We start from the raw sequence: 20,640 nt of genomic DNA on the forward strand, positions 1-20,640 counted from the left end.
GCACAACGCGTTGGCTCCAGCGGTCGATCGTGGCACGATGGTCAGGTTATCGACCGAGACCCCCAAACCATGCCGCAATCCCAAGCCAAGAATCTGTCCCTGATCGCCGCCATAGACCTGGGCTCCAACAGCTTTCACATGGTCGTGGCCAAGGCCCAGAACGGTGAGATCCGCATCCTTGAGCGGCTCGGCGAAAAAGTGCAGTTGGCCGCCGGGATCGACGACGCACGCCAGCTCAATGAAGAGTCGATGCAGCGCGGGCTCGATTGCCTCAAGCGGTTTGCCCAGTTGATCAACGGCATGCCCCTGGGCGCCGTGCGCATTGTCGGTACCAACGCCCTGCGTGAAGCGCGCAACCGTGGCGAATTCATCCGCCGTGCCGAAGAAATCCTCGGGCACCCGGTAGAAGTCATCTCCGGCCGCGAAGAAGCGCGCCTGATCTACCTCGGCGTATCCCACACCCTGGCCGATACCCCCGGCAAGCGCCTGGTGGCGGACATCGGCGGCGGCAGTACCGAGTTCATCATCGGCCAGCGCTTCGAACCGCTGCTGCGCGAAAGCCTGCAGATGGGTTGCGTCAGTTACACCCAACGCTATTTCAAGGACGGCAAGATCACCCCGGCGCGCTATGCCCAGGCCTACACGGCGGCACGGCTGGAGATCATGAGCATCGAGCACGCCCTGCACCGCCTGACCTGGGATGAAGCCATCGGCTCGTCCGGCACCATTCGCGCCATTGGCCTGGCACTCAAGGCCGGCGGCCACGGCACCGGCGAGGTCAACGCCGAAGGCTTGGCCTGGCTCAAACGCAAGCTATTCAAGCTGGGCGATGCCGAGAAAATCGACTTCGACGGTATAAAGCCCGACCGTCGTACCATTTTCCCGGCCGGCCTGGCGATTCTCGAGGCGATCTTCGACGCCCTCGAATTGCAACGCATGGACCACTGTGACGGCGCACTGCGTGAAGGGGTGCTTTACGACCTGCTCGGCCGCCATCACCACGAAGACGTGCGTGAGCGCACCCTCAGCTCGCTGATGGAGCGTTATCACGTCGACCTGGAGCAAGCGATGCGCGTGGAGCGCAAAGCCCTGCACGCCTTCGATCAGGTGGCCGCGGACTGGGACCTGGAAGACGGCGTATGGCGCGAACTGCTGGGCTGGGCCGCCAAGGTGCATGAAGTGGGCCTGGATATCGCCCACTACCATTACCACAAGCACGGCGCCTACCTGATCGAGCACTCCGACCTGGCCGGTTTCTCCCGGGAAGACCAACAGATGCTCGCGCTGCTGGTGCGCGGCCACCGTCGCAATATCCCCAAGGACAAATTCGCTGAGTTCGGTGATGAAGGCATCAAGCTGATTCGCCTGTGCGCGCTGCTGCGCTTTGCGATCCTGTTCCACCACATCCGTGGCACCCAGGAAATGCCCCAGGTCAAACTGCGCGCCGATGGCGACAGCCTGGATGTGATGTTCCCCAAAGGCTGGCTGGATGAAAACCAGCTGACCCAGGCGGACTTCGCCCAGGAAGCGGAATGGCTGACGCGGGTGGGGTTCACGCTGAACGTGCGCTGACTCGATCCAAACAACACCGTAAACCAAATGTGAGAGGGGGGTTGCTCCCTCCCACATGTTCCAGACCGTGTCTGGGCTTAGTTCACCGCCAGAATCGGGCTACCCAGTTTCTCCAGCAACGTCGCCTGGGCGCTGCGGGGGTTCTGGTTGCCGGTCGGCGTGTTGCGCACGTAGCGGCCGTCCGACTGCAGGCTCCAGCTGTGGGTGTTATCGGTGAGGTAACTTTCCAGCTCCTTCTTGACCCGCATGATCAGCTTCTTGCCTTCTACCGGGAAACACGTCTCCACGCGCTTATCGAGGTTGCGTTCCATCCAGTCAGCACTGGAGAGGAACATCTGCTCTTCGCCGCCGTTGAGGAAGTAGAACACCCGGGTGTGCTCCAGGAAGCGGCCGATGATCGAACGCACGTGAATATTGTGCGACACGCCAACGATGCCTGGACGCAGGCAGCACATGCCGCGCACCACCAGGTCGATACGCACGCCGGATTGGCTGGCCTTGTACAGCGCGCGGATGATCTTCGGATCGGTCAGCGAGTTGAACTTGGCGATGATGTGCGCCGGCTTGCCCTCAAGGGCAAACTGGGTCTCGCGGGCAATCATGTCGAGCATGCCCTTCTTGAGGGTGAACGGCGCGTGCAGCAGTTTCTTCATGCGCAAGGTCTTGCCCATGCCGATCAACTGGCTGAACAGCTTGCCGACGTCTTCACACAAGGCGTCGTCGGAGGTCAGCAGGCTGTAGTCGGTGTAGAGCTTGGCGTTGCCGGCGTGATAGTTGCCGGTGCCCAAGTGCGCGTAACGCACGATCTCACCGGCTTCGCGGCGTAGGATCAGCATCATCTTGGCGTGGGTCTTGAAGCCGACCACGCCGTAGATCACCACCGCACCGGCCGCTTGCAGGCGGCTGGCCAGTTGCAGGTTGGACTCTTCGTCGAACCGCGCACGCAGCTCGATCACCGCAGTGACTTCCTTGCCGTTACGCGCGGCGTCCACCAGCGCATCGACGATTTCCGAGTTGGCGCCGGAGCGGTACAGGGTTTGGCGCACGGCCAGAACGTGCGGGTCCTTGGCGGCCTGGCGCAGCAGGTCGACCACTGGGGTGAAGGACTCGAACGGGTGCAGCAGCAGAATGTCCTGCTTGCTCACCACGCTGAAAATGTTCTCGCTGTTTTGCAGCAGTTTCGGGATCTGCGGGGTGAACGGCGTGTATTGCAGCTCCGGGTGGCTGTCCAGCCCGGTGATGCTGAACAGGCGCGTCAGGTTCACCGGGCCATTGACCTGGTACAGCTCGGTCTCGCCCAGGTTGAACTGCTTGAGCAGGTAGTCCGACAGGTGTTTAGGGCAGGTGTCAGCCACTTCCAGGCGCACCGCATCGCCGTAGCGCCGCGAGAACAGCTCGCCGCGCAGGGCGCGGGCCAAGTCTTCGACGTCTTCGGAGTCCAGCGCCAGGTCGGCGTTACGGGTCAGGCGGAACTGGTAGCAGCCCTTGACCTTCATGCCTTGGAACAGGTCATCGGCATGGGCGTGGATCATTGACGACAGGAATACATAGTTGTCGCCAGCCCCCCCTACCTCTTCCGGTACCTTGATGATCCGTGGCAACAAGCGCGGCGCCGGGATGATCGCCAGGCCGGAATCGCGACCGAAGGCGTCGATACCTTCCAATTCCACAATGAAGTTGAGGCTCTTGTTCACCAGCAACGGGAACGGGTGCGTTGGGTCGAGGCCGATGGGGGTGATGATCGGCGCGATCTCGTCGCGGAAATAACGGCGCACCCAGGTCTTGATCTTGGTGGTCCAGTGGCGGCGACGGATAAAACGAACCTGATGTTTTTCCAGTTCCGGCAGCAGGATGTCGTTAAGAATTGCGTATTGGCGGTCTACATGGCCGTGCACCAGCTCGCTGATGCGCGCCAGGGCCTGGTGCGGTTGCAAGCCATCGGCACCGGCCTGTTCACGGGCAAAGGTGATCTGCTTCTTGAGACCGGCCACGCGGATTTCGAAGAACTCATCCAGGTTGCTGGAGAAAATCAGCAGGAATTTCAGCCGTTCCAGCAGCGGATAGGACTCATCCAGCGCCTGCTCCAGCACGCGGATGTTGAATTGCAGTTGTGACAGCTCGCGATGGATGTACAGGCTGCTGTCATCCAGGTTGGTCACCGTGACCACCGGGGCCGGCACGGGCGGCTCGGCCACCGCGGCAGGCGGCGCAGGCTCCAGCTCCGGTGGGGTTTCGGCGACTTGTTCAATCACCGGGTGAGCGTCTTTTACTGCGACTTCGGAGAGTCCTTCGGTATTCATCGAGTGTTCCTGTGAGGGCTATTGTTGCTCTCTAAGCAATTGGGCGGCGCGGGCGGCAAAGTAAGTCAGAATGCCATCGGCCCCGGCACGTTTAAAGGCCGTCAGGGATTCAAGAATCACCCCTTCACTCAACCATCCATTTTGTATTGCAGCCATGTGCATGGCGTATTCGCCGCTGACCTGATAGACAAAGGTCGGCACCTTGAATTCGTCTTTGACCCGCCAAAGGATGTCCAGGTAGGGCATCCCCGGCTTGACCATTACCATGTCGGCGCCTTCGGCCAGATCGGCCGCGACTTCGTGCAAGGCTTCATGGCTGTTGGCCGGGTCCATCTGGTAGGAGGCTTTGTTGGCCTTGCCCAGGTTGAGGGCCGAGCCCACCGCGTCACGGAACGGGCCGTAATAGGCGCTGGCGTACTTGGCTGAATAGGCCATGATTCGCACATTGACGTGGCCGGCCAGTTCCAGCGCTTCGCGAATCGCCTGGACGCGGCCGTCCATCATGTCCGACGGTGCAACCACCTGGGCGCCCGCGGCAGCGTGGGACAGGGCCTGTTTGACCAGCGCATCGACGGTAATGTCGTTCTGCACATAACCGTCTTCGTCGAGAATGCCATCCTGGCCGTGGGTGGTGAACGGGTCCAACGCCACGTCGGTGATCACCCCCAGTTGCGGGAAACGCTCGCGCAAGGCACGGGTGGCGCGCTGCGCAATGCCCTGCGGGTTCCAGGCTTCGGCAGCGTCCAGGGACTTGAGTTCCGAAGGCGTGACCGGGAACAGCGCCAACGCCGGAATCCCCAGCTCGACCCAGTTCGCCGCTTCTTCAAGCAGCAAATCGATGGTCAAACGCTCCACCCCCGGCATCGACGCCACGGCTTCGCGCCGATTCTCACCATCGAGCACGAAAACCGGCAGGATCAGATCATTCGTCGTCAGTACGTTTTCACGTACCAGACGGCGCGAAAAATCATCACGACGATTGCGACGCAGCCGGGTAGCAGGGAACAGACGATTGGCAGGGGTAAAGCTCACGACAGACTCCTGAGCCCGGTTTTACGGGCGAGCGTTGCAGTTATAAGCGGCCATTATGACGAAGGTATTACAGTTGTGCTTAACGATGCGACCTGTAGTCGCATTCGTCGTTTATGTAGGAATTGTTCACTTCGTGACACATCTCGATACTTTCATGAATGTTCACGAAGGCGTAGGCTGCGCGTTCATTTCGCCAGCACCCAGACCATGCTTCAACAATTTCTGCATGACTTCGGCTACTTTGCCCTCTTCCTGGGCACCTTCTTTGAAGGCGAAACCATCTTGGTTCTCGCAGGCTTCCTGGCATTCCGTGGCTACATGGATATCAACCTGGTGGTGGTCGTTGCCTTCTTTGGCAGCTACGCCGGCGACCAGCTCTGGTACTACATGGGCCGCAAGCATGGCCGCAAGCTGTTGGCGCGCAAGCCGCGCTGGCAATTGATGGGCGACAAGGCCCTGGAACATATCCGCAAACATCCGGATATCTGGGTGCTGAGCTTCCGCTTTGTGTACGGGTTGCGCACCGTCATGCCGGTGGCGATTGGCCTTTCCGGCTACCCACCGCTGCGCTATCTAGTGCTCAACGGCATCGGCGCCGCGATCTGGGCCGCCGCGCTGGGCGCTGCGGCCTACCATTTTGGCGCGGTCCTTGAAGGCATGCTCGGCAGCGTCAAGAAATACGAACTGTGGGTACTGGGAGCCTTGCTGTTACTGGGCTTCGGCCTGTGGCTGCGCCGCCGTTTCAAAAACGCGCGTATCGCCCGCCAGGCCTGTGCCGACGCCAAGGCCCAGCTCGCCGAACCGGCCCCGGTGCAAACGCCTAAGACGCCAGCCGAGTAACCCGGCCCCGGCAGCAGTAAAGACCGATCACGCTGAGCAGGCTGTAACTCGACAAACCCAGCCAGCCCAAGTGGCTGGCCGGCCACAGCCCTACCAGCGGTGCCAGCCATACCAGCGGTACATTCAGCGCCAGGCGTGCCCACTCGGCCTTCAACGCCCACGGCCGGTTCTCCAGGGCCACGCCCAGGGTAAAGAGCCCCAGTGCCATCACACTCCAGCCCAGGACCAGCGCTGAGCTGTGCAGCCCCTCGCCAAAATTCATCAAGTAGCTGCCAAACCCCACATACACCGCAAACTGCAGGGCGATATACACCTGTTGGCGCGCCTCCAGCGGCACGTCGAATTTGCGGAACTGGCTCAGGTCCGGCTTGGCCAACGGGTATTTGGCCTTTACATCGGCCGGGCGCCAGCCGGTGGGCATAAACCAGATGCGCAGCTTGTCCCGCCAGCGTTCGGTGCGCCGCGCATCACTCCACAGCTGCGCGTAAAACTGCAGGTTGGCCCACAGCGGGTTCCAACTGGCCAAGGGCGTGGTCACGCCGAAAATCACCGGTTCGTTGTCGTCTTCTTCCTGGAACGTACCGAACAGCCGGTCCCAAAGAATGAACACCCCGCCGTAGTTGCGATCCATGTAGAGAGCGTTCTGTGCATGGTGGGCCCGATGATTGGACGGTGTGACAAAGAACCACTCGAACCAGCCGAGCTTGGGCACGTGGCGGGTATGTACCCAGAATTGGTACAGCAGGTTGAGCGAAGCCACGCTGATAAATACCACCAACGGCACGCCCAGTCCGGCCAGGGGCAGGTAGAAAATCCAGCTCAGCAGGAAACCGGTACTGGTCTGGCGCAGGGCGGTGCTGAGGTTGTAGTCCTCGCTCTGGTGATGCACCGAATGCGCGGCCCACAAAATATTGCGCTCGTGGCCCATGCGGTGCAGCCAGTAGTAGCAGAAGTCATAGAACACAAAGGCAAACACCCAGGTCCATGCACGTTGGGCAGGCAGTTCAACCACAGCCAGGTATTTAAGGGCACATGCGTAAGTCAGCAGCCCTACCCCCTTGGTCAACAACCCGGTGGTGGTGGACAGCACGCCGGTACTGAGACTGTTGATGGCGTCCGCTACCCGGTAGTTGCGCTGGCCGCGCCAGCGGTCGAGGAGCAGCTCCACCACGATCAAGGCGATGAAAAACGGTACCGCGTAAGGCACGAAGTCCATGGTCTGGTCCGGTCTATTTTTGTTACATCAAGATTAGGTGCAGCCGCGCGAGATCCCATTGGCAACAGGTTACAAATTAGTAGACATTTAACGCCAAGACCTCAGGAGAAATGCCCATGAGCAAAAAGATTGCAGTGATCCTTTCCGGCTGCGGCGTGTACGACGGTGCCGAGATCCATGAAAGCGTAATCACCCTGCTGCGCCTGGACCAGCGCGGCGCTCAGGTGGAATGTTTTGCGCCGGATATTGCGCAACTGCACGTCATCAACCACCTCACCGGCGAAGAAATGCCCGAGTCGCGCAATGTACTGGTGGAGTCGGCACGCATCGCCCGCGGCGCCGTGAAGAACATCGGCGAGGCCGACGTCACCCAGTTCGACGCACTGATCGTGCCCGGCGGGTTTGGCGCGGCGAAGAACCTGTCGAATTTCGCCGGGGAAGGCGCCGGTTGCAGCGTTAATCCGCAGGTATTGGCGCTGGCCGAAGCCTTTGCCGAAGCCGGCAAACCCGTGGGGCTGATCTGCATCGCGCCGGCCCTGGCCGCAAAAATCTACGGCCCGGGCGTGACCTGCACTATCGGCAACTGTCCCGACACCGCCGCCGCCTTGGACAAGATGGGCGCCACGCACCAGGAATGCACGGTTGAAGACATCGTCGAAGACACGGCGCGCAAGCTGGTGAGCACGCCGGCTTATATGCTCGGCAAGAACATCAGTGAGGTGGCGTCGGGCATCAACAAGCTGGTGGATCGGGTGCTGGAGCTGACCCACGAGAACGACTGATCAACTGACAGAGCACTAAATGGTAATGAGCGGGCTCAGGCCGGGCGCATCAATTGAGTGAGGATGCGGTCCAGCGAGTTGGCGAACGCCTGTTTGTCTTTCTCCCCATGGGGCGGTGGGCCACCGCCCATCCGGCCCTGCTCGCGCAGGTCGGTGAACAGGTTACGCACCGCCAGGCGCTCGCTCATGTTCGCGGGGCTGAACTCCTTGCCCCGAGGGTCCAGGGCCGTGACGCCCTTCTTCACCAGCCGGTCGGCCAACGGCACATCGCTGCAGATCACCAGCTCACCCGGCACGGCGTGTTCTACCAAGTAATCATCGGCTGCATCCGGGCCACTGGGCACCACGATCAGCTTCACGCAGGCAAAACTCGGCTTGATCTGGCTCTGCCCGGCCACCAGCACCACCTCGAACTGGCGCTTGAGGGCGAATTTCACCACCTGGTCCTTGGCTGCCCGAGGGCAGGCGTCAGCATCGATCCATACGCGCACCTACGCCACCACCCGGCGTTTCTCCGCCAGGCGGCTGCGGCCATACAACACCACAATCGCCAGGATCGCCACGGCCTGCGCACTCAGCGAATAGGCATCGGCGTGAATGCCCAGCCAATCGAAGTCAAAGAACGCCACCGGCCGTGTGCCGAAGATGCCGGCTTCTTGCAGCGCCTTGACGCCATGCCCGGCAAACACCACCGACAGCGCGCACAGCAGTGCAGCGTTGATACCGAAGAACAACGCCAGCGGCAGCTTCGCCGAACCACGCAGGATGATCCATGCCAGGCCCACCAACAGCACCAGCGCGGTGGCGCCACCCGCCAGCACCGCGTTGTGCCCGGCCGGGCCGGATTGCAGCCACAGGGTCTCGTAGAACAGGATCACCTCGAACAGCTCGCGATACACCGAGAAGAACGCCAGCAGCGCAAAGCCAAAACGCCCACCGCCGCCGACCAGGCTGCTTTTGATGTAGTCCTGCCACGCGGCGGCGTGACGCCGGTCGTGCATCCATACGCCGAGCCACAGCACCATGACGCTGGCGAACAGCGCGGTGCAGCCTTCGAGCAGTTCGCGCTGGGCGCCGCTCACGTCAATCACATAGGCCGCCAACGCCCAGGTGGCCAAACCGGCCAGCAGCGCCAACCCCCAACCCGCGTTGACGCTGCGCACCGCCGACTGCTGGCCGGTGTTACGCAGGAACGCCAGGATCGCCGCCAGCACCAGAATCGCTTCCAGACCTTCGCGCAGCAGGATCAGCAGGCCCGAGATATAACTCAACGACCAGCTCAGGCCATCGCTGCCCAGCAAACCGGCGGACTCGGTAAGTTTGCCCTTGGCCACGTCCAGGCGTTGCTGCACCTGCTCGATCGGCAAGCCGTCCTGCAACGACTGCCGGTAGGCCATCAGGGCCTTCTCGGTGTCCTTGCGCACGTTGGCGTCGACGTTGTCCAGCGAGCTTTCCACCAGCTCGAAGCCTTCCAGGTAGGCCGCTACGGACAGGTCGTAGGCTTGCTCGTGATCGCCGTTACGGAACGCGGCGAGGCTCTTGTCCAACGTCGTCGCGGTGTAGTCGAGCAACTGCGCAGGGCCACGCTTGACCTGCGGCGGTTGCGCACGCTGGGCACGGAAGGTTGCAGCGGCATCGGGCCCCTGCGCGGCCAGCACTTCGTTGGGGGTTTGGCGCGCCAAGTCGGCGAGATTGAAGGGCTGCTCGCTTTTCGCCGCAGCGGGGTCGGCCGTGAAGCCGGCAATGTAGGTGGCCAGGTCCCAGCGCTGGCGGTCGTCCAACTGGTCGGCGAAGGACGGCATGTCGGTGCCTTCGACACCCAGGCCCAACGTGTTGTAGATCGCGTAGAGGCTCAGGCGGTCCAGGCGTGCGGCATCGTGCAGGTTCGCGGGAGGCGGCGTGAGGCCTACGCCCGCCGGGCCATCACCGGCACCGGTAGTGCCGTGGCATACCGAACACTGTTGGGCGTAGAGCGGCGCACCCCGCGTGGGGTCGGGCGTGATGGCCGGGGCCTGGCTGACCTCATACGCCACCGCCAGCTTGGCGCCCAACTGACGGGCCTGGCGGGCAACGGTCGCACCGTCCTGGTGGGCGGTGACCGCCGCCAGCAATTCATCAACGCCCTTTACCAACTCGGCACGCTCGGGTTTTTGCGGCAAGTCCGCCACCAGGCCCTGTAATACCCCGAGAAACTCCACCTGCTCGCGGTATTCCGAATCATCCACCACCTTGCCCGCCTCCACCGTTGGCGGGTAGTCAGCACCAATGTAGTCCAGCAAATGCAGTGCCTGGGGGGCGCCCTCGGCAGTTGCGGCCAACAGGTTGACGCTGCACGACATCAACGCCGGCAACAACAGCCAGACGAGAAAACGGAAGGGGGCAGTCATGAATGAATCTCAAAGGGAAACAAGAAGTAACATATTGTTCAGCTTTAAGGGCTTTGACTCAAGGCGTATGTGATTTGGCGCGTGCGCGCGCTGAGATTTTAGGCGCAGTAGTGGCATTTTTACCGCGAACAACACAGCAAAAAGCCATTGTTTTGCCAGTAATGGCGCTTATAATGCCGCGCCCTGTTAGTGCGAAAGGGAATTTTCGTTCCTCGTCTTTATGAGGAATCACCATATCGGTTGATCACTTTCAGGGAAGAAGCTGCATGGCATTTCGCGCCTTAACTCCGCTCGCGCTCGCGGCGGTGACGTTGCTCAGCGGCTGCTCGATGTTTCGCAGCTACGACACCGAGCTGCAAGCCACTAACCAGCAATTGGCCACCGGCAATGTCGACGGCGCCCTGACCCTGCTGGAAAAAAACAACACCAGCCAAGACAAGGACTTGCTCTATTTCTTCGAAAAGGGCGAGTTGTTGCGGGCCAAGGGCGACCTGACCGGCAGCCAGACCGCCTGGCGCAGCGCCGACCTGCAAGTCTATAAGTGGGAAGAGTCGGTCAAGTTCGACAGCGCAAAGTACCTGTCCCAGTTCGGCAGTTTCCTGGCCAACGACAAGGTGCGTCGCTACGAAGGCTATGACTACGAAAAAGTCATGCTGACCACGCAGATGGCACTCAACCTGCTGGCCGTGAATGACTTCGACGGCGCGCGTACCGAGATCAAGAAGACCCACGAACGCGAAGCCGTGATCGCCGACCTGCGCGACAAGGAATACCTCAAGCGCGAGGACGAAGCCCAGCGTGAAGGCGTGACCACCCAGATGAAAGACCTGAGCGGTTACCCGGTGCAAGCCCTGAACGCGCCGGAAGTGGTCGGCCTCAAAAACAGCTACCAGAGTGCGTTCAGCCATTACCTGGCAGGTTTCATCTATGAGGCCCTCGGCGAAAAAGACTTGGCCGCCCCCGGCTACCGCAAGGCCGCCGAGCTGCGCCCGAATACGCCGTTGCTGGAAAAGGCCTTGCTGGATCTGGACAAATCCAAGGTCGGCGCCAATGAAACCGAGGTGCTGATTGTGGTGCAGAGCGGCCTGGCCCCGGCCCGCGACTCGATCCGCCTGCCGCTGCCGATCCCGATCAACGGCAACCTGGTGATTACCCCGCTGTCGTTCCCGGTGATCAAGGCCGATACATCCACCGCCACCTTTGCCCAGATCGGCGTCGATGGACAGCAACAGAACCTCACTGCGCTCAACAGCACCACCGCCATGTCGCGTCGCGCACTGCGTGATGACATGCCGGGGATCATCCTGCGGACCACCGTGCGCGCGGTGACCCGCGGCGTGGCACAAAACAACTTGAACAAGACCAACCCCATGGCCGGCCTGGTATTGGGCATCGCCTCGGCCGTGACCGAAGGCGCCGACACCCGCACCTGGCGCACCCTGCCGGACATGACCCAAGTGACCCGCCTGCGCCTCAAGCACGGCGAGCATCAAGTCAGCCTGCCCAATGCCTTGGGTGGCACGCTGGTGACGGTCAAGGCCGACCAGCGCTACCAAGTGATCACCCTGCGCGTGGTCGGCAATCAAGTATTCGCCGGCGGCCTCGCGGCCCATGTCATACCGAGCACACCGCCCCAGGCCATTGCCACCCTCAAACAACCGTAAGGAGCACGCTATGCGTCACTTCATCCTCGGCGCCCTGGCGCTGGTCCTGCTCGCCGGCTGCGCCACCCCGCCGCCGCCGGAGCCCGGCAGCGCCGCGAGCAAAATCGTGGTGATGGGCAAGTTCAAGGGCATCGCGGTCGGCGCCATTCGCGTTGCGCGCGAAAACGGCTTCCTCACCGCCAAGGTGCAATTGAGCAACATCACCAGCAGCAACCAGACGATGTATTACCGCTTCGCCTGGCTGGGCGCCGACGGTTTCCCGGTGGGCGACGAAGACACCTGGAAAGTGCTGAACCTGTACGCCAACCAGGCGACGTTCCTGCCGGCCATCGCCAACTTGCCCCAGGCGGCGGATTTCCGTCTTGAAGTCAAAACCCCTTGAGCCGTCCCCTTCTTAAGCGCCAGAGAGATTTCCCCATGTTTGCACGCTTTTCGATTCTCGCCGTGGTTGCCGTACTGGTCAGCGGCTGCGCCAATACTTCGCCGGTACTGGGCAGTAAGAACATTAACTACGGCGACACCAAGGCCGTGGAAACGGTGACCAACGAGTTCGGTTCCACCGATCTGCAGATGATCGCCGAAAGCATGACCCGCTCCCTGGCCCAATCCGGCATCCTGCACGGCCGCCCGGTAGTCCAGGTGTACGACGTGAAGAACAAGACCAGCGAGTACATCGACACCCGTGAGATCACCACGTCGATCAAAACCCAGCTGATGAAGACCGGCACCGCACGCTTTGCCAGTGACAACACCGACATGCAGAGCCAGGTTGACCAGCTCAAGCTGCAGAACCAGAGCGGCCTGTACAAGAAGACCACTGTGAGCAAGACCGGCAACATGGTCGCGGCCAAGTACCGCCTGGAAGGCTCCATCAGCTCCATCGTCAAGCGCAGCTCGGACTACAAGGACGTCTTTTACAAATTCAGCCTGCAGTTGATCGACGTCGAGAGCGGCCTGGCCGAGTGGATGGACGAAAAAGAAATCCGCAAGACTACGGAGCGCTAAGCAATGCGTGCATGGATCGGCATGATCGGCCTGTTGTGCGCCTTTGGCGCCTCGGCCGCGCCGAAGATCGCGGTGACCGACCTGGCCTACGAGGCGCGGGTCGAGGAATACATCCACCAGGTCTCGGCCAGCAACAACTTCCAGGCAAGCAGCTACCACGCCAGCGGCGCCTCGAACTACAGCGAGTATGAAAGCCGTACCAGCTACATCGAACAGACCGAGCTGCGTAAGTTCAGCGGTGACATCAAGGGCGAGATCCTCAAGTCCCGCCAGTTCCAACTGGTGCAAGGCACGCCCTACACCGCCGATGCCAAGGGTGACGTCTATGACGTGATCAAGCGCATCAAGGCCGGTCACTTCAAAGGCGCGGATTACGTGCTGTTCGGCACGCTGTCGGACATCGACTTCACCCAGGACATCAACGCCCTGGACCACACCAACAGCTACTCGGCGGTGCTGGGCCTGACCCTGGTGGCGGACTTCAGTTTGATCAACACACGCACCTTCGAAATCACCTCGGCGTTTACCGCCATGGGTGAAGGCCAGGACACCAAGCTGGTGAACAGCCGCGACGTGCGCGTGAGCCTCAACCGGCCGCGGGTGGTCAAAGAAGTGTCGAAAGCGTTGGGTGAGGATGTGGCGCGGCAGCTGGCAGAGCAGTTGGGCGGCGGCTACCAGGACCCCGGCCAGCCAATGTTGCGCAACAATCTGCCACGGGATGAAGCGCCGAAGATTCTGCGCTAGGCCGCGATTTCATTCTTCACGCAATACCAATGTGGGAGCTGGCTTGCCCGCGACAGCCTCGTCGCAGGCACGCCAGCTGCCACGGTTTGATTCGGTTTGGTCCTTTACGCCGTTGCGCGATGCAAGCTGGCGAGGAAGCCCGCAGCGCCAACAAACAACCCGGCAAACGTGCGATTCACGCGTTTTTGCTGCTTCGGCGTGCGCAACAGACGCAACACCTTCGACGCCAGCCCGGTGTACCCCGCCATCACGATCATATCGACAGCGATCATGGTCGCACCCAGGATCAGGTACTGGATCAGCAGCGGCGCCTGCGGGTTCACAAACTGCGGCAGCACCGCCAGCATGAACACCAGGGCCTTGGGGTTACTGGCGTTGACCAGAAAGCCGCGGAACATCATCGCCATCGGCTTGCCCACGGGGCGCGGGGTCGCGTCATCGCTCATGTCCATGGGCAGCGCACGCCATTGCTTGACGGCCAGGTACACCAGATAGGCCACGCCAAACCATTTGATCGCATAGAACGCCGTGGACGACGTCGCCAAAATGGCTCCCAACCCACAGGCCACCACGGCAATCTGCATCGCCAGGCCCAGTTGCAGGCCAATGGCGTTCCAGTAGCCGCGCACGAAACCGTATTGCAGGCCGCTGGACATCGAAGCGATGGCACCGGCGCCAGGAGAAAGGGAAATGATCCAACTGGCCAGGAAGAAGGCCAGCCACGTATCGAGCGCCATTGCACACCTCGGAGGGGAGTTTGCTGTTGTGGCCTTAAGCTAACTCCGCCGACCGAGGGCTGGCTATAGATTTTTTATAAGATGTGAATACTAGCGATCGCCCGGAAACACGTGGGTGCCAGGCCAACGCCGCACGGAGCGCTGGAAAAACAGGCTGTTAGGCACCTGCACAATGGCGCTGTCGGTGCCCGCCGCTTCCACCTCGATCAGCGTGGTGTAGAGCAGATTGATCGCCACGACCCGGCCTTTTACGCCGGGTTTGTCGACGGTATCCACCAGCTCGACGATGTCACCGAGGCGAAACGGCCCGACGGTAAAGATCAGGATGGCGCACAACAGGTTGGACAGCACCGACCACATGGCAAAGAACGCCACGGCGGCGACCGCTACAAACCCCGACAGCGCCGTCCACAGCACCGTGGCGGACACGCCCAGGCGGCCCAGCACGAAGATCAGCGCACTGCCCATGATCAACCAGCGCAAGCCACCCCGCAGCGGCATCAGCAATTGCGGCGGGAACGGGTAACGCTCGCCCAGGCGCGTCAGGCCTTTGGCAACGAAGCGCTGCGCGAGGTAACCGGCCAACAGGATCAGCAGGATTTGCACGCCGATCCATACCGGTTCTATCCATTGCGCCGGTAGCGGCAGCTGTAACGCTTCCATCAGGACAGCGCCTCCAGCTCCGCTTGCAGGGTTTCGAGCAGTTCGAGGGCTTCCATCCAGGTTTCCTCCAATTGGCCTTCGCGCACCTTGAGCCTGGCCTGTTCGGCCAGCAGGTCACGCAACTCGTCCTTGCGTGCCGCCTCGTATACGGCGCTGTCGCCCAGGCTGGCTTCGATCTTGGCCAGGCGCTCATGCACCTTGCCCAACTCGGCTTCCAGCTTGTCGGCTTCGCGCTTGTGCGGCGCCAGTTGCTGACGCAACGCGGCGGCGGCCTGACGCTGGGCTTTCTTGTCGGTCTTGTCCGGGTTGACCGGGGTGTTGCTCGCCGGCGCATTGCGCAGACGGTAATCCGTCAGCCAGCGTGCATAGTCGTCCAGGTCGCCATCGAATTCCTCGACTTTGCCGTCGGCCACCAACAGGAAGTTATCGGTGGTGCTCTTGAGCAAGTGGCGATCGTGAGACACCACCAGTACCGCACCGCTGAACTCCTGCAAGGCCATGGTCAGCGCCAGGCGCATTTCCAGGTCCAGGTGGTTGGTCGGTTCGTCGAGCAACAGCAGGTTCGGCCGATCCCAGGCGATGAGAGCCAGGGCCAGGCGCGCTTTTTCGCCGCCGGAGAAGTTCAGCACCGGCTCATCGATACGCGCGCCACGGAAATCGAAACCACCGAGGAAGTCCCGCAGGGTTTGCTCGCGCTCGGTCGGCGCCAGGCGTTGCAGGTGCAGCAATGGGCTGGCCTTGGAGTCCAGGGAGTCCAACTGGTGCTGGGCAAAGTAGCCCACCACCGTGTTCTCGCCACGGGTCAAGCGGCCGGCCAACGGTTCGAGTTCGCCCGACAGGTTCTTGATCAACGTCGACTTGCCTGCGCCGTTCGGGCCCAGCAGGCCGATACGCGCACCTGGCGTGAGCTGTAGTTTGACCTTCTCCAGGATGGTCTTGTCGCCGTAGCCCAGGCGAGCATCGGACAGGTCCAACAGCGGGCTGGAGATTTTCACCGACTCGCGGAACACAAAATCGAACGGCGAATCGACGTGGGCCGCCGACAGCTCCTCCATGCGTTCCAACGCTTTGATCCGGCTCTGGGCCTGGCGGGCCTTGGTGGCCTGGGCCTTGAACCGGGCAATGTAGCTTTCCATGTGCGCGCGCTGCGCCTGCTGTTTCTCGTAGGCTTGTTGCTGCTGGGCCAGGCGCTCGGCACGCGCGCGTTCGAACGCGGAGTAGCCGCCACGGTAGAGCGTGATTTTCTTCTGTTCGACGTGGGCGATGTTGTCGACCACGGCGTCGAGGAAATCCCGGTCGTGGGAAATCAGCAACAAAGTGCCCTGGTAGTTCTTGAGGAAATCTTCCAGCCACAGGATCGCATCGAGGTCCAAGTGGTTGGTCGGTTCATCGAGCAGCAACAGGTCCGAAGGGCACATCAGTGCCTGCGCCAGGTTCAGGCGCATGCGCCAGCCACCGGAGAAGTCCGCGACCGGGCGATCCATTTGTTCGTTGGTAAAGCCAAGGCCGGCGAGCATCTTGCGGGCGCGAGCATCGGCGGTATAGCCGTCGGCGCTGTCCAGCTCCGAGTGCAACCGGGCCTGGGCGGCGCCGTCCTGGGCTTTCTCGGCCTCGGCGAGGTCGTGTTGCACCTGGCGCAGACGCAGGTCGCCATCGAGCACGTAGTCGATCGCGATGCGGTCCAGGGTGTCGATCTCCTGGCGCATATGGGCGATGCGCCAGTCGGCCGGCAGCAGGCAGTCGCCGGAGTCCGGGGTCAGTTCACCCAGCAACAGGGCAAACAACGTGGATTTACCGGCGCCATTGGCACCGATCAGGCCGGCTTTGTGACCGGCGTGCAGGGTCAGCTCGGCGTCTTCGAGAAGACGTTGCGGGCCACGCTGTAATGTTAGGCTTTGAAGTCGGATCATAATGGCGGCGGAGTCTACCAGCTTCGTTGGCCGCTGGCTTGGGTGTGAATATGTGCGCTGACCTGTGGAGCTTTGCCCTCTCGACCTATGCCCGCCCGGGCGTCGAAGCCGCCTGCCTGAGCCTGCAGGAACAAGGGGCGGATGTGTGCCTGCTGCTTTGTGGGGCCTGGCTGGAACAACGCGGGGTGGCGCTGACGGCCGAGCGTATAGAGGCGCTCCAGCAGATCGCCAGGCCCTGGCAGGCGCAGGTGATCGAACCGTTGCGACAGGTGCGTGTGCAATGGCGAGCCATGGCGGGGAAGGATGAACGACTGGCCGCGTTACGTGAAAGGGTCAAAGCCCTGGAACTGGATGCGGAACAGCAATTGTTGATGCGCCTCGATGTTCTGGCACAGCAATGGCCATCAAACGAGGGTGCCGATCAACAGAGATGGCTGGAAGGACTGGCGGCTGAGGATGCCGCCAACCTTGACCACGACGCGCTGCAGCAGCTGCGCGTCATGGCCACCGGCACTTAGGAAGCGCTGGTTGGGGTGGTGCTTGGCGCTACCGGTGCAGGCGTGCTGCTGGCCGATGCGGTTGGAGCGGTGGTGGCTGCCGGGGTCGCTGGAGCTGCTGGCTTGGCCGGTGCTGGTTTGACGGCAGCAGGTTTAGCGGCTGGCTTCGCAGCGGGCTTTGCGGCCGGTTTGGCGGCGGCGGTTTTAGCAGCTGGCTTTGCGGCCGGTTTGGCAGCGGCGGTTTTGGCAGCTGGCTTCGCGGCGGGTTTGGCAGCGGCGGTTTTGGCAGCTGGCTTCGCAGCCGGTTTGGCGGCAGCGGTTTTAGCAGCTGGCTTCGCGACTGGTTTGGCAGCGGCGGTTTTGGCAGCCGGCTTCGCGGCGGGTTTGGCGGCAGCGGTTTTGGCAGCTGGCTTCGCAGCCGGTTTGGCGGCAGGGGGTTTAGCAACTGGCTTCGCGGCGGGTTTGGCGGCAGCGGGTTTAGCAACTGGCTTCGCGGCTGGTTTGGCGGCAGCGGTTTTAGCAGCTGGCTTCGCGGCGGGTTTGGCGGCAGCGGGTTTAGCAACTGGCTTCGCGGCTGGTTTGGCGGCAGCAGTTTTAGCAGCGGGTTTAGCGGCTGGCTTTTTTGCCGTGCTCACCGCGGCAGCTTTTGCCGGTGTACGCGCGCCCAGCACTTTCGCTACAGCTTCTTTCACACGGCCAACGCCCTGGGCCAGTTTCAGACTTTCCTGGGCATCTTTCTTGAGTTGGGAAATATAGGCGCGGGTTTCGGCTTGGCGATCCTTGAGGGCGTCGAGCAGGTCCTCAAGTTCTTTGACAGCATCTTTGGCTTTGGCTTGTGCCTTGGCCTTGCCGGCAGTGGCGGCGTCTTGCAGTTTGGTACGGGATTTGTGCAGCTTTTCTTGCGCTTTACCGCGTTGTTTTTCCAGCTTGGCGAGCAGTTTTTCTGCATCGGCCAAGGCTTGGGAACAAGCGCTTTCCAGATGTTCGAGCAGGCTGCCCGACAGTTGTTGGAGTAAGTGCAACGGGGTATTAACAGGCTTCTGTTTGGCCGACATGGTTTACCTCCTGGCTGACGTGGGTGCGGCTCATACTAGCCCTCTGCTCTTACCGCCGCTAGCGCATGTTGACAGTATCGTTTGCCTTGCGTTGCACCGTACGAAAATTCTTATTTATATAACGAAAATACGCGGCACTTTTTATCCCTTCACACTGGCATAATCCGTCGCACTTTCGGCGGGAGAATGCCCATGTCGCGTTACCTTTTTCTTATGCTTGGCTTGGCGATTTCTGTCGCCAATGCGAACGAGCAAGCGCCCGCAAAAAACCCTGAACAGAATCAGCACGACCTCGCCTACAGCCTGGGTGCCAGCCTCGGTGAACGCCTGCGCCAGGAAGTCCCGGACCTACAGATTCAAGCTCTGATCGACGGCCTCAAGCAAGCCTATCAAGGCAAGCCGCTGGCACTGGATAACGCACGCATCGAACAGATTCTTGCCCAGCACGAAGCGCAAAATGAAGCCGACGCGCCGGTGCCTGAAAGTGAAAAAGCGTTGGCAGCCGAACAGCAGTTTTTGACCAGGGAAAAGTCATCAAAAGGGGTGCGCGAATTGGCGGATGGCATCCTGCTCACCGAGCTATCCCCTGGCTCCGGCAGTAAGCCGTCCGCCAGCGACCAGGTCCAGGTGAAATACGTAGGTCGGTTGCCCGATGGCACGGTATTCGATCAGAGCACCCAGCCCCAATGGTTTCGCCTGGACAGTGTGATCAGCGGCTGGAGCAGCGCCTTGCAGCAGATGCCGGTGGGCGCGAAATGGCGCCTGGTGATTCCTTCGGCACAGGCATATGGCGCCGACGGTGCCGGCGAGTTGATCCCGCCCTATACGCCATTGGTATTCGAGATCGAATTGCTCGGTACTCGCCATTGACCCAATAAAAAACGGTGCGCCATGCGCACCGTTTTTTACTTCGCCCTCAAGGTTCAAGCCTGAGTGGCGGGTTCTTCTTTGTGGGCGTTGTGCAGCACTTCGATCAGACAGTCTTCCAGCTCGAAACGCTCGTGGAGCAGCGCACCCAATTCTTTGAATTTTTCGGCGACACACTCACCGGCATCACACAGGTCGGTGAACGCCAGCAGCTTCTCGGTGATGACATCGATACGCGGGTAGATAGTTTCGGCCAGCTCCAGGCCACGCTGATCATCGAAGGCTTGCGCCTCCTCGGTCAGTTGTTCATAGACGCCGAAATGCCCTGCCGACACATAGTCCACCAACACGCCACAGAAATCTTGTAGCGGTTCGCGATTCTCAGCCAATGCCTCGGGCTTTGCGCCGAGAGTATCAAAGGCCCGAATCAGTTCGTGACGTGCCTTCAACCATGTGTCGATCAGCTTATGCACCCCACCCCAGCGTTCCTGAGCATTCTGACAACTTTCCAACATGATGATCTCTCTTCCCTAATAGGGGCGCTGCCGCCTGATGCCCCCCTAATGCTTAAAGATAAAACAGCTGCGGGGCATAGCCGACTCGGACAAACGGTTTCGATAATGCGTGCGGGCCAGATTATGCCCGCATGACCATGGCTTCAAGGTACGCAGGAGAGAAAGTTCATACAAGTGTTTAATCCCGCCCTACAATCTGCGCGCGGCATTCAGTACCCGACCTGGCGTACATGCCGGCTGAAAAACAAGTGTGAAAAGTGCATGACGCCCAGAGCGAACATCCCGAGGAAGAACAGCAAACTCCATTCGGGGAGGCTCAAGTCAAACAGGGTCCAGTTGATTTCAACACAATCCACCGTGCCTTTGACCGTTGATTGCAACGCCTGCCACAGCGACAGGTTTTCGATCATGTGGCTCAGGCTGGGCCAGCAATCGGCGGCCTGGCCCGGTGCGGCATTTTGCAACAGCATCTGCCGCACTGCGGTGACAGCGCCCAGTAACGCACAGGTCATGCCCGCCAGCCCGTACAGGTAGATGGCCACGCGCCGGGGGTTGTGGAGGGCCGCGACCAGATTGATCAGCGTGAAGACGGCCAGAAACCCGCGCTGCATCTGGCATAGGAAGCAGGGGCGCAACGATGCACCGAACTCTAGATAAAAGGACGCGCCCAATGTCAGCGCACCCGCCATGAACGCGAGGAAAAACAAGGAGCGTGAAGGGGCCAAAGACATGCTTTATCCGCACCGCAAAAGATAGGTCGTTACGGTAGAGGAAAGGCCTGACCGCTTTCAATACGTGCCAGAGGAGACTATTCCGTTAAAGCGTTAGGACATCCCACCAGAAGGCGGAGGACT

The 20,640-nt window shown here is 61.2% G+C and carries 21 protein-coding genes; 10 read left to right on the plus strand and 11 right to left on the minus strand.

The window, feature by feature from the left end:
* Positions 1-69 precede the first annotated feature (69 nt).
* Positions 70-1,572: an exopolyphosphatase gene (ppx, locus tag AB4O25_RS17475; RefSeq protein WP_017530852.1), complete on the plus strand. Its 1,503-nt coding sequence runs from the start codon at positions 70-72 to the stop codon at positions 1,570-1,572.
* Between the two features lie 77 nt (positions 1,573-1,649).
* On the opposite strand, the gene ppk1 is transcribed toward ppx, so the two are convergent.
* On the minus strand, positions 1,650-3,872 hold the full coding sequence (gene ppk1, locus AB4O25_RS17480; protein WP_017530851.1) for a polyphosphate kinase 1: 2,223 nt from the start codon (positions 3,870-3,872) through the stop codon (positions 1,650-1,652).
* Between the two features lie 18 nt (positions 3,873-3,890).
* The gene (hemB, locus tag AB4O25_RS17485) at positions 3,891-4,904 is read right to left on the minus strand and encodes a porphobilinogen synthase (protein WP_017530850.1); all 1,014 of its coding nucleotides are present in this window, start codon (positions 4,902-4,904) and stop codon (positions 3,891-3,893) included.
* Between the two features lie 207 nt (positions 4,905-5,111).
* On the opposite strand from hemB, the gene AB4O25_RS17490 reads away from it, so the two are divergent.
* Positions 5,112-5,744: a DedA family protein gene (locus AB4O25_RS17490; protein WP_017530849.1), complete on the plus strand. Its 633-nt coding sequence runs from the start codon at positions 5,112-5,114 to the stop codon at positions 5,742-5,744.
* On the opposite strand, the gene AB4O25_RS17495 is transcribed toward AB4O25_RS17490, so the two are convergent.
* Positions 5,725-6,960 (minus strand): sterol desaturase family protein, encoded by a 1,236-nt coding sequence (locus AB4O25_RS17495; RefSeq protein ID WP_116078115.1) that lies wholly within the window; start codon positions 6,958-6,960, stop codon positions 5,725-5,727. The genes AB4O25_RS17490 and AB4O25_RS17495 overlap by 20 nt on opposite strands.
* Before the next feature lie 116 nt (positions 6,961-7,076).
* Here AB4O25_RS17495 and elbB point away from each other — a divergent pair, with 116 nt between their 5' ends.
* A complete protein-coding gene (gene elbB, locus AB4O25_RS17500; RefSeq protein WP_017530847.1) occupies positions 7,077-7,742 on the plus strand; it encodes an isoprenoid biosynthesis glyoxalase ElbB in 666 nt (221 codons plus the stop codon).
* 35 nt (positions 7,743-7,777) lie between these two features.
* On the opposite strand, the gene AB4O25_RS17505 is transcribed toward elbB, so the two are convergent.
* Both AB4O25_RS17505 and AB4O25_RS17510 read right to left on the minus strand, forming a co-directional pair.
* Complete coding sequence (locus tag AB4O25_RS17505; protein WP_017530846.1) at positions 7,778-8,233, minus strand: YaiI/YqxD family protein; 456 nt, start codon at positions 8,231-8,233, stop codon at positions 7,778-7,780.
* Positions 8,234-10,129 carry an FTR1 family protein gene (locus AB4O25_RS17510; RefSeq protein WP_017530845.1) on the minus strand — a complete coding sequence of 632 codons (1,896 nt, stop codon included), beginning with the start codon at positions 10,127-10,129 and terminating at the stop codon, positions 8,234-8,236.
* 2 nt (positions 10,130-10,131) lie between these two features.
* On the opposite strand from AB4O25_RS17510, the gene AB4O25_RS17515 reads away from it, so the two are divergent.
* From AB4O25_RS17515 to AB4O25_RS17535, 5 genes are read left to right on the plus strand one after another with little or no spacing between them, the layout of a single operon-like run.
* Entirely contained in the window at positions 10,132-10,353 is a 222-nt protein-coding gene (locus AB4O25_RS17515) for a hypothetical protein (RefSeq protein ID WP_137220028.1), read from the plus strand.
* A 42-nt stretch (positions 10,354-10,395) separates the two neighbouring features.
* A complete protein-coding gene (locus tag AB4O25_RS17520) occupies positions 10,396-11,793 on the plus strand; it encodes a COG3014 family protein (protein WP_017530844.1) in 1,398 nt (465 codons plus the stop codon).
* A 10-nt stretch (positions 11,794-11,803) separates the two neighbouring features.
* Positions 11,804-12,175, plus strand: a complete 372-nt coding sequence (locus tag AB4O25_RS17525) for a YcfL family protein (protein ID WP_017530843.1) — start codon at positions 11,804-11,806, stop codon at positions 12,173-12,175.
* A 35-nt stretch (positions 12,176-12,210) separates the two neighbouring features.
* A complete protein-coding gene (gene lpoB / locus AB4O25_RS17530) occupies positions 12,211-12,798 on the plus strand; it encodes a penicillin-binding protein activator LpoB (protein ID WP_017530842.1) in 588 nt (195 codons plus the stop codon).
* 3 nt (positions 12,799-12,801) lie between these two features.
* Positions 12,802-13,542, plus strand: a complete 741-nt coding sequence (locus AB4O25_RS17535; RefSeq protein ID WP_460149820.1) for a penicillin-binding protein activator LpoB — start codon at positions 12,802-12,804, stop codon at positions 13,540-13,542.
* Positions 13,543-13,646: 104 nt separating this feature from the next.
* Here the strand turns inward: AB4O25_RS17535 and AB4O25_RS17540 are convergent, their stop codons facing one another.
* From AB4O25_RS17540 to AB4O25_RS17550, 3 genes are all read right to left on the minus strand, one after another.
* A complete protein-coding gene (locus tag AB4O25_RS17540; RefSeq protein ID WP_460149821.1) occupies positions 13,647-14,279 on the minus strand; it encodes a LysE family transporter in 633 nt (210 codons plus the stop codon).
* A 90-nt stretch (positions 14,280-14,369) separates the two neighbouring features.
* Positions 14,370-14,942, minus strand: a complete 573-nt coding sequence (locus AB4O25_RS17545; RefSeq protein ID WP_003176850.1) for a mechanosensitive ion channel family protein — start codon at positions 14,940-14,942, stop codon at positions 14,370-14,372.
* Complete coding sequence (locus AB4O25_RS17550) at positions 14,942-16,852, minus strand: ATP-binding cassette domain-containing protein (RefSeq protein ID WP_017530839.1); 1,911 nt, start codon at positions 16,850-16,852, stop codon at positions 14,942-14,944. Before AB4O25_RS17550 ends, AB4O25_RS17545 begins: the two co-directional genes overlap by 1 nt.
* Before the next feature lie 50 nt (positions 16,853-16,902).
* On the opposite strand from AB4O25_RS17550, the gene AB4O25_RS17555 reads away from it, so the two are divergent.
* Positions 16,903-17,370 (plus strand): TIGR02444 family protein, encoded by a 468-nt coding sequence (locus AB4O25_RS17555; protein ID WP_460150983.1) that lies wholly within the window; start codon positions 16,903-16,905, stop codon positions 17,368-17,370.
* On the opposite strand, the gene AB4O25_RS17560 is transcribed toward AB4O25_RS17555, so the two are convergent.
* Complete coding sequence (locus AB4O25_RS17560; protein WP_460149822.1) at positions 17,367-18,404, minus strand: AlgP family protein; 1,038 nt, start codon at positions 18,402-18,404, stop codon at positions 17,367-17,369. The genes AB4O25_RS17555 and AB4O25_RS17560 overlap by 4 nt on opposite strands.
* 192 nt (positions 18,405-18,596) lie before the next feature.
* Here AB4O25_RS17560 and AB4O25_RS17565 point away from each other — a divergent pair, with 192 nt between their 5' ends.
* Positions 18,597-19,274 (plus strand): FKBP-type peptidyl-prolyl cis-trans isomerase, encoded by a 678-nt coding sequence (locus AB4O25_RS17565; RefSeq protein WP_017526864.1) that lies wholly within the window; start codon positions 18,597-18,599, stop codon positions 19,272-19,274.
* Between the two features lie 53 nt (positions 19,275-19,327).
* Here the strand turns inward: AB4O25_RS17565 and AB4O25_RS17570 are convergent, their stop codons facing one another.
* Both AB4O25_RS17570 and AB4O25_RS17575 read right to left on the minus strand, forming a co-directional pair.
* A complete protein-coding gene (locus AB4O25_RS17570; RefSeq protein WP_068935498.1) occupies positions 19,328-19,786 on the minus strand; it encodes an Rsd/AlgQ family anti-sigma factor in 459 nt (152 codons plus the stop codon).
* 209 nt (positions 19,787-19,995) lie between these two features.
* On the minus strand, positions 19,996-20,517 hold the full coding sequence (locus tag AB4O25_RS17575) for a disulfide bond formation protein B (RefSeq protein WP_017526862.1): 522 nt from the start codon (positions 20,515-20,517) through the stop codon (positions 19,996-19,998).
* Positions 20,518-20,640: the final 123 nt, after the last annotated feature.

This window comes from Pseudomonas sp. S3_A03 (assembly GCF_054668275.1).

Bases quoted from the DNA above. Each gene is read 5' to 3' on its own strand.
- ppx (WP_017530852.1), top strand. From the start codon at position 70: ATGCCGCAATCCCAAGCCAAGAATCTGTCCCTGATCGCCGCCATAGAC.
- ppk1 (WP_017530851.1), bottom strand. From the start codon at position 3,872: ATGAATACCGAAGGACTCTCCGAAGTCGCAGTAAAAGACGCTCACCCG.
- AB4O25_RS17490 (WP_017530849.1), top strand. From the start codon at position 5,112: ATGCTTCAACAATTTCTGCATGACTTCGGCTACTTTGCCCTCTTCCTG.
- AB4O25_RS17495 (WP_116078115.1), bottom strand. From the start codon at position 6,960: ATGGACTTCGTGCCTTACGCGGTACCGTTTTTCATCGCCTTGATCGTG.
- elbB (WP_017530847.1), top strand. From the start codon at position 7,077: ATGAGCAAAAAGATTGCAGTGATCCTTTCCGGCTGCGGCGTGTACGAC.
- AB4O25_RS17510 (WP_017530845.1), bottom strand. From the start codon at position 10,129: ATGACTGCCCCCTTCCGTTTTCTCGTCTGGCTGTTGTTGCCGGCGTTG.
- AB4O25_RS17515 (WP_137220028.1), top strand. From the start codon at position 10,132: ATGAATCTCAAAGGGAAACAAGAAGTAACATATTGTTCAGCTTTAAGG.
- AB4O25_RS17520 (WP_017530844.1), top strand. From the start codon at position 10,396: ATGGCATTTCGCGCCTTAACTCCGCTCGCGCTCGCGGCGGTGACGTTG.
- AB4O25_RS17525 (WP_017530843.1), top strand. From the start codon at position 11,804: ATGCGTCACTTCATCCTCGGCGCCCTGGCGCTGGTCCTGCTCGCCGGC.
- lpoB (WP_017530842.1), top strand. From the start codon at position 12,211: ATGTTTGCACGCTTTTCGATTCTCGCCGTGGTTGCCGTACTGGTCAGC.
- AB4O25_RS17535 (WP_460149820.1), top strand. From the start codon at position 12,802: ATGCGTGCATGGATCGGCATGATCGGCCTGTTGTGCGCCTTTGGCGCC.
- AB4O25_RS17540 (WP_460149821.1), bottom strand. From the start codon at position 14,279: ATGGCGCTCGATACGTGGCTGGCCTTCTTCCTGGCCAGTTGGATCATT.
- AB4O25_RS17545 (WP_003176850.1), bottom strand. From the start codon at position 14,942: ATGGAAGCGTTACAGCTGCCGCTACCGGCGCAATGGATAGAACCGGTA.
- AB4O25_RS17550 (WP_017530839.1), bottom strand. From the start codon at position 16,852: ATGATCCGACTTCAAAGCCTAACATTACAGCGTGGCCCGCAACGTCTT.
- AB4O25_RS17555 (WP_460150983.1), top strand. From the start codon at position 16,903: ATGTGCGCTGACCTGTGGAGCTTTGCCCTCTCGACCTATGCCCGCCCG.
- AB4O25_RS17560 (WP_460149822.1), bottom strand. From the start codon at position 18,404: ATGTCGGCCAAACAGAAGCCTGTTAATACCCCGTTGCACTTACTCCAA.
- AB4O25_RS17565 (WP_017526864.1), top strand. From the start codon at position 18,597: ATGTCGCGTTACCTTTTTCTTATGCTTGGCTTGGCGATTTCTGTCGCC.
- AB4O25_RS17570 (WP_068935498.1), bottom strand. From the start codon at position 19,786: ATGTTGGAAAGTTGTCAGAATGCTCAGGAACGCTGGGGTGGGGTGCAT.
- AB4O25_RS17575 (WP_017526862.1), bottom strand. From the start codon at position 20,517: ATGTCTTTGGCCCCTTCACGCTCCTTGTTTTTCCTCGCGTTCATGGCG.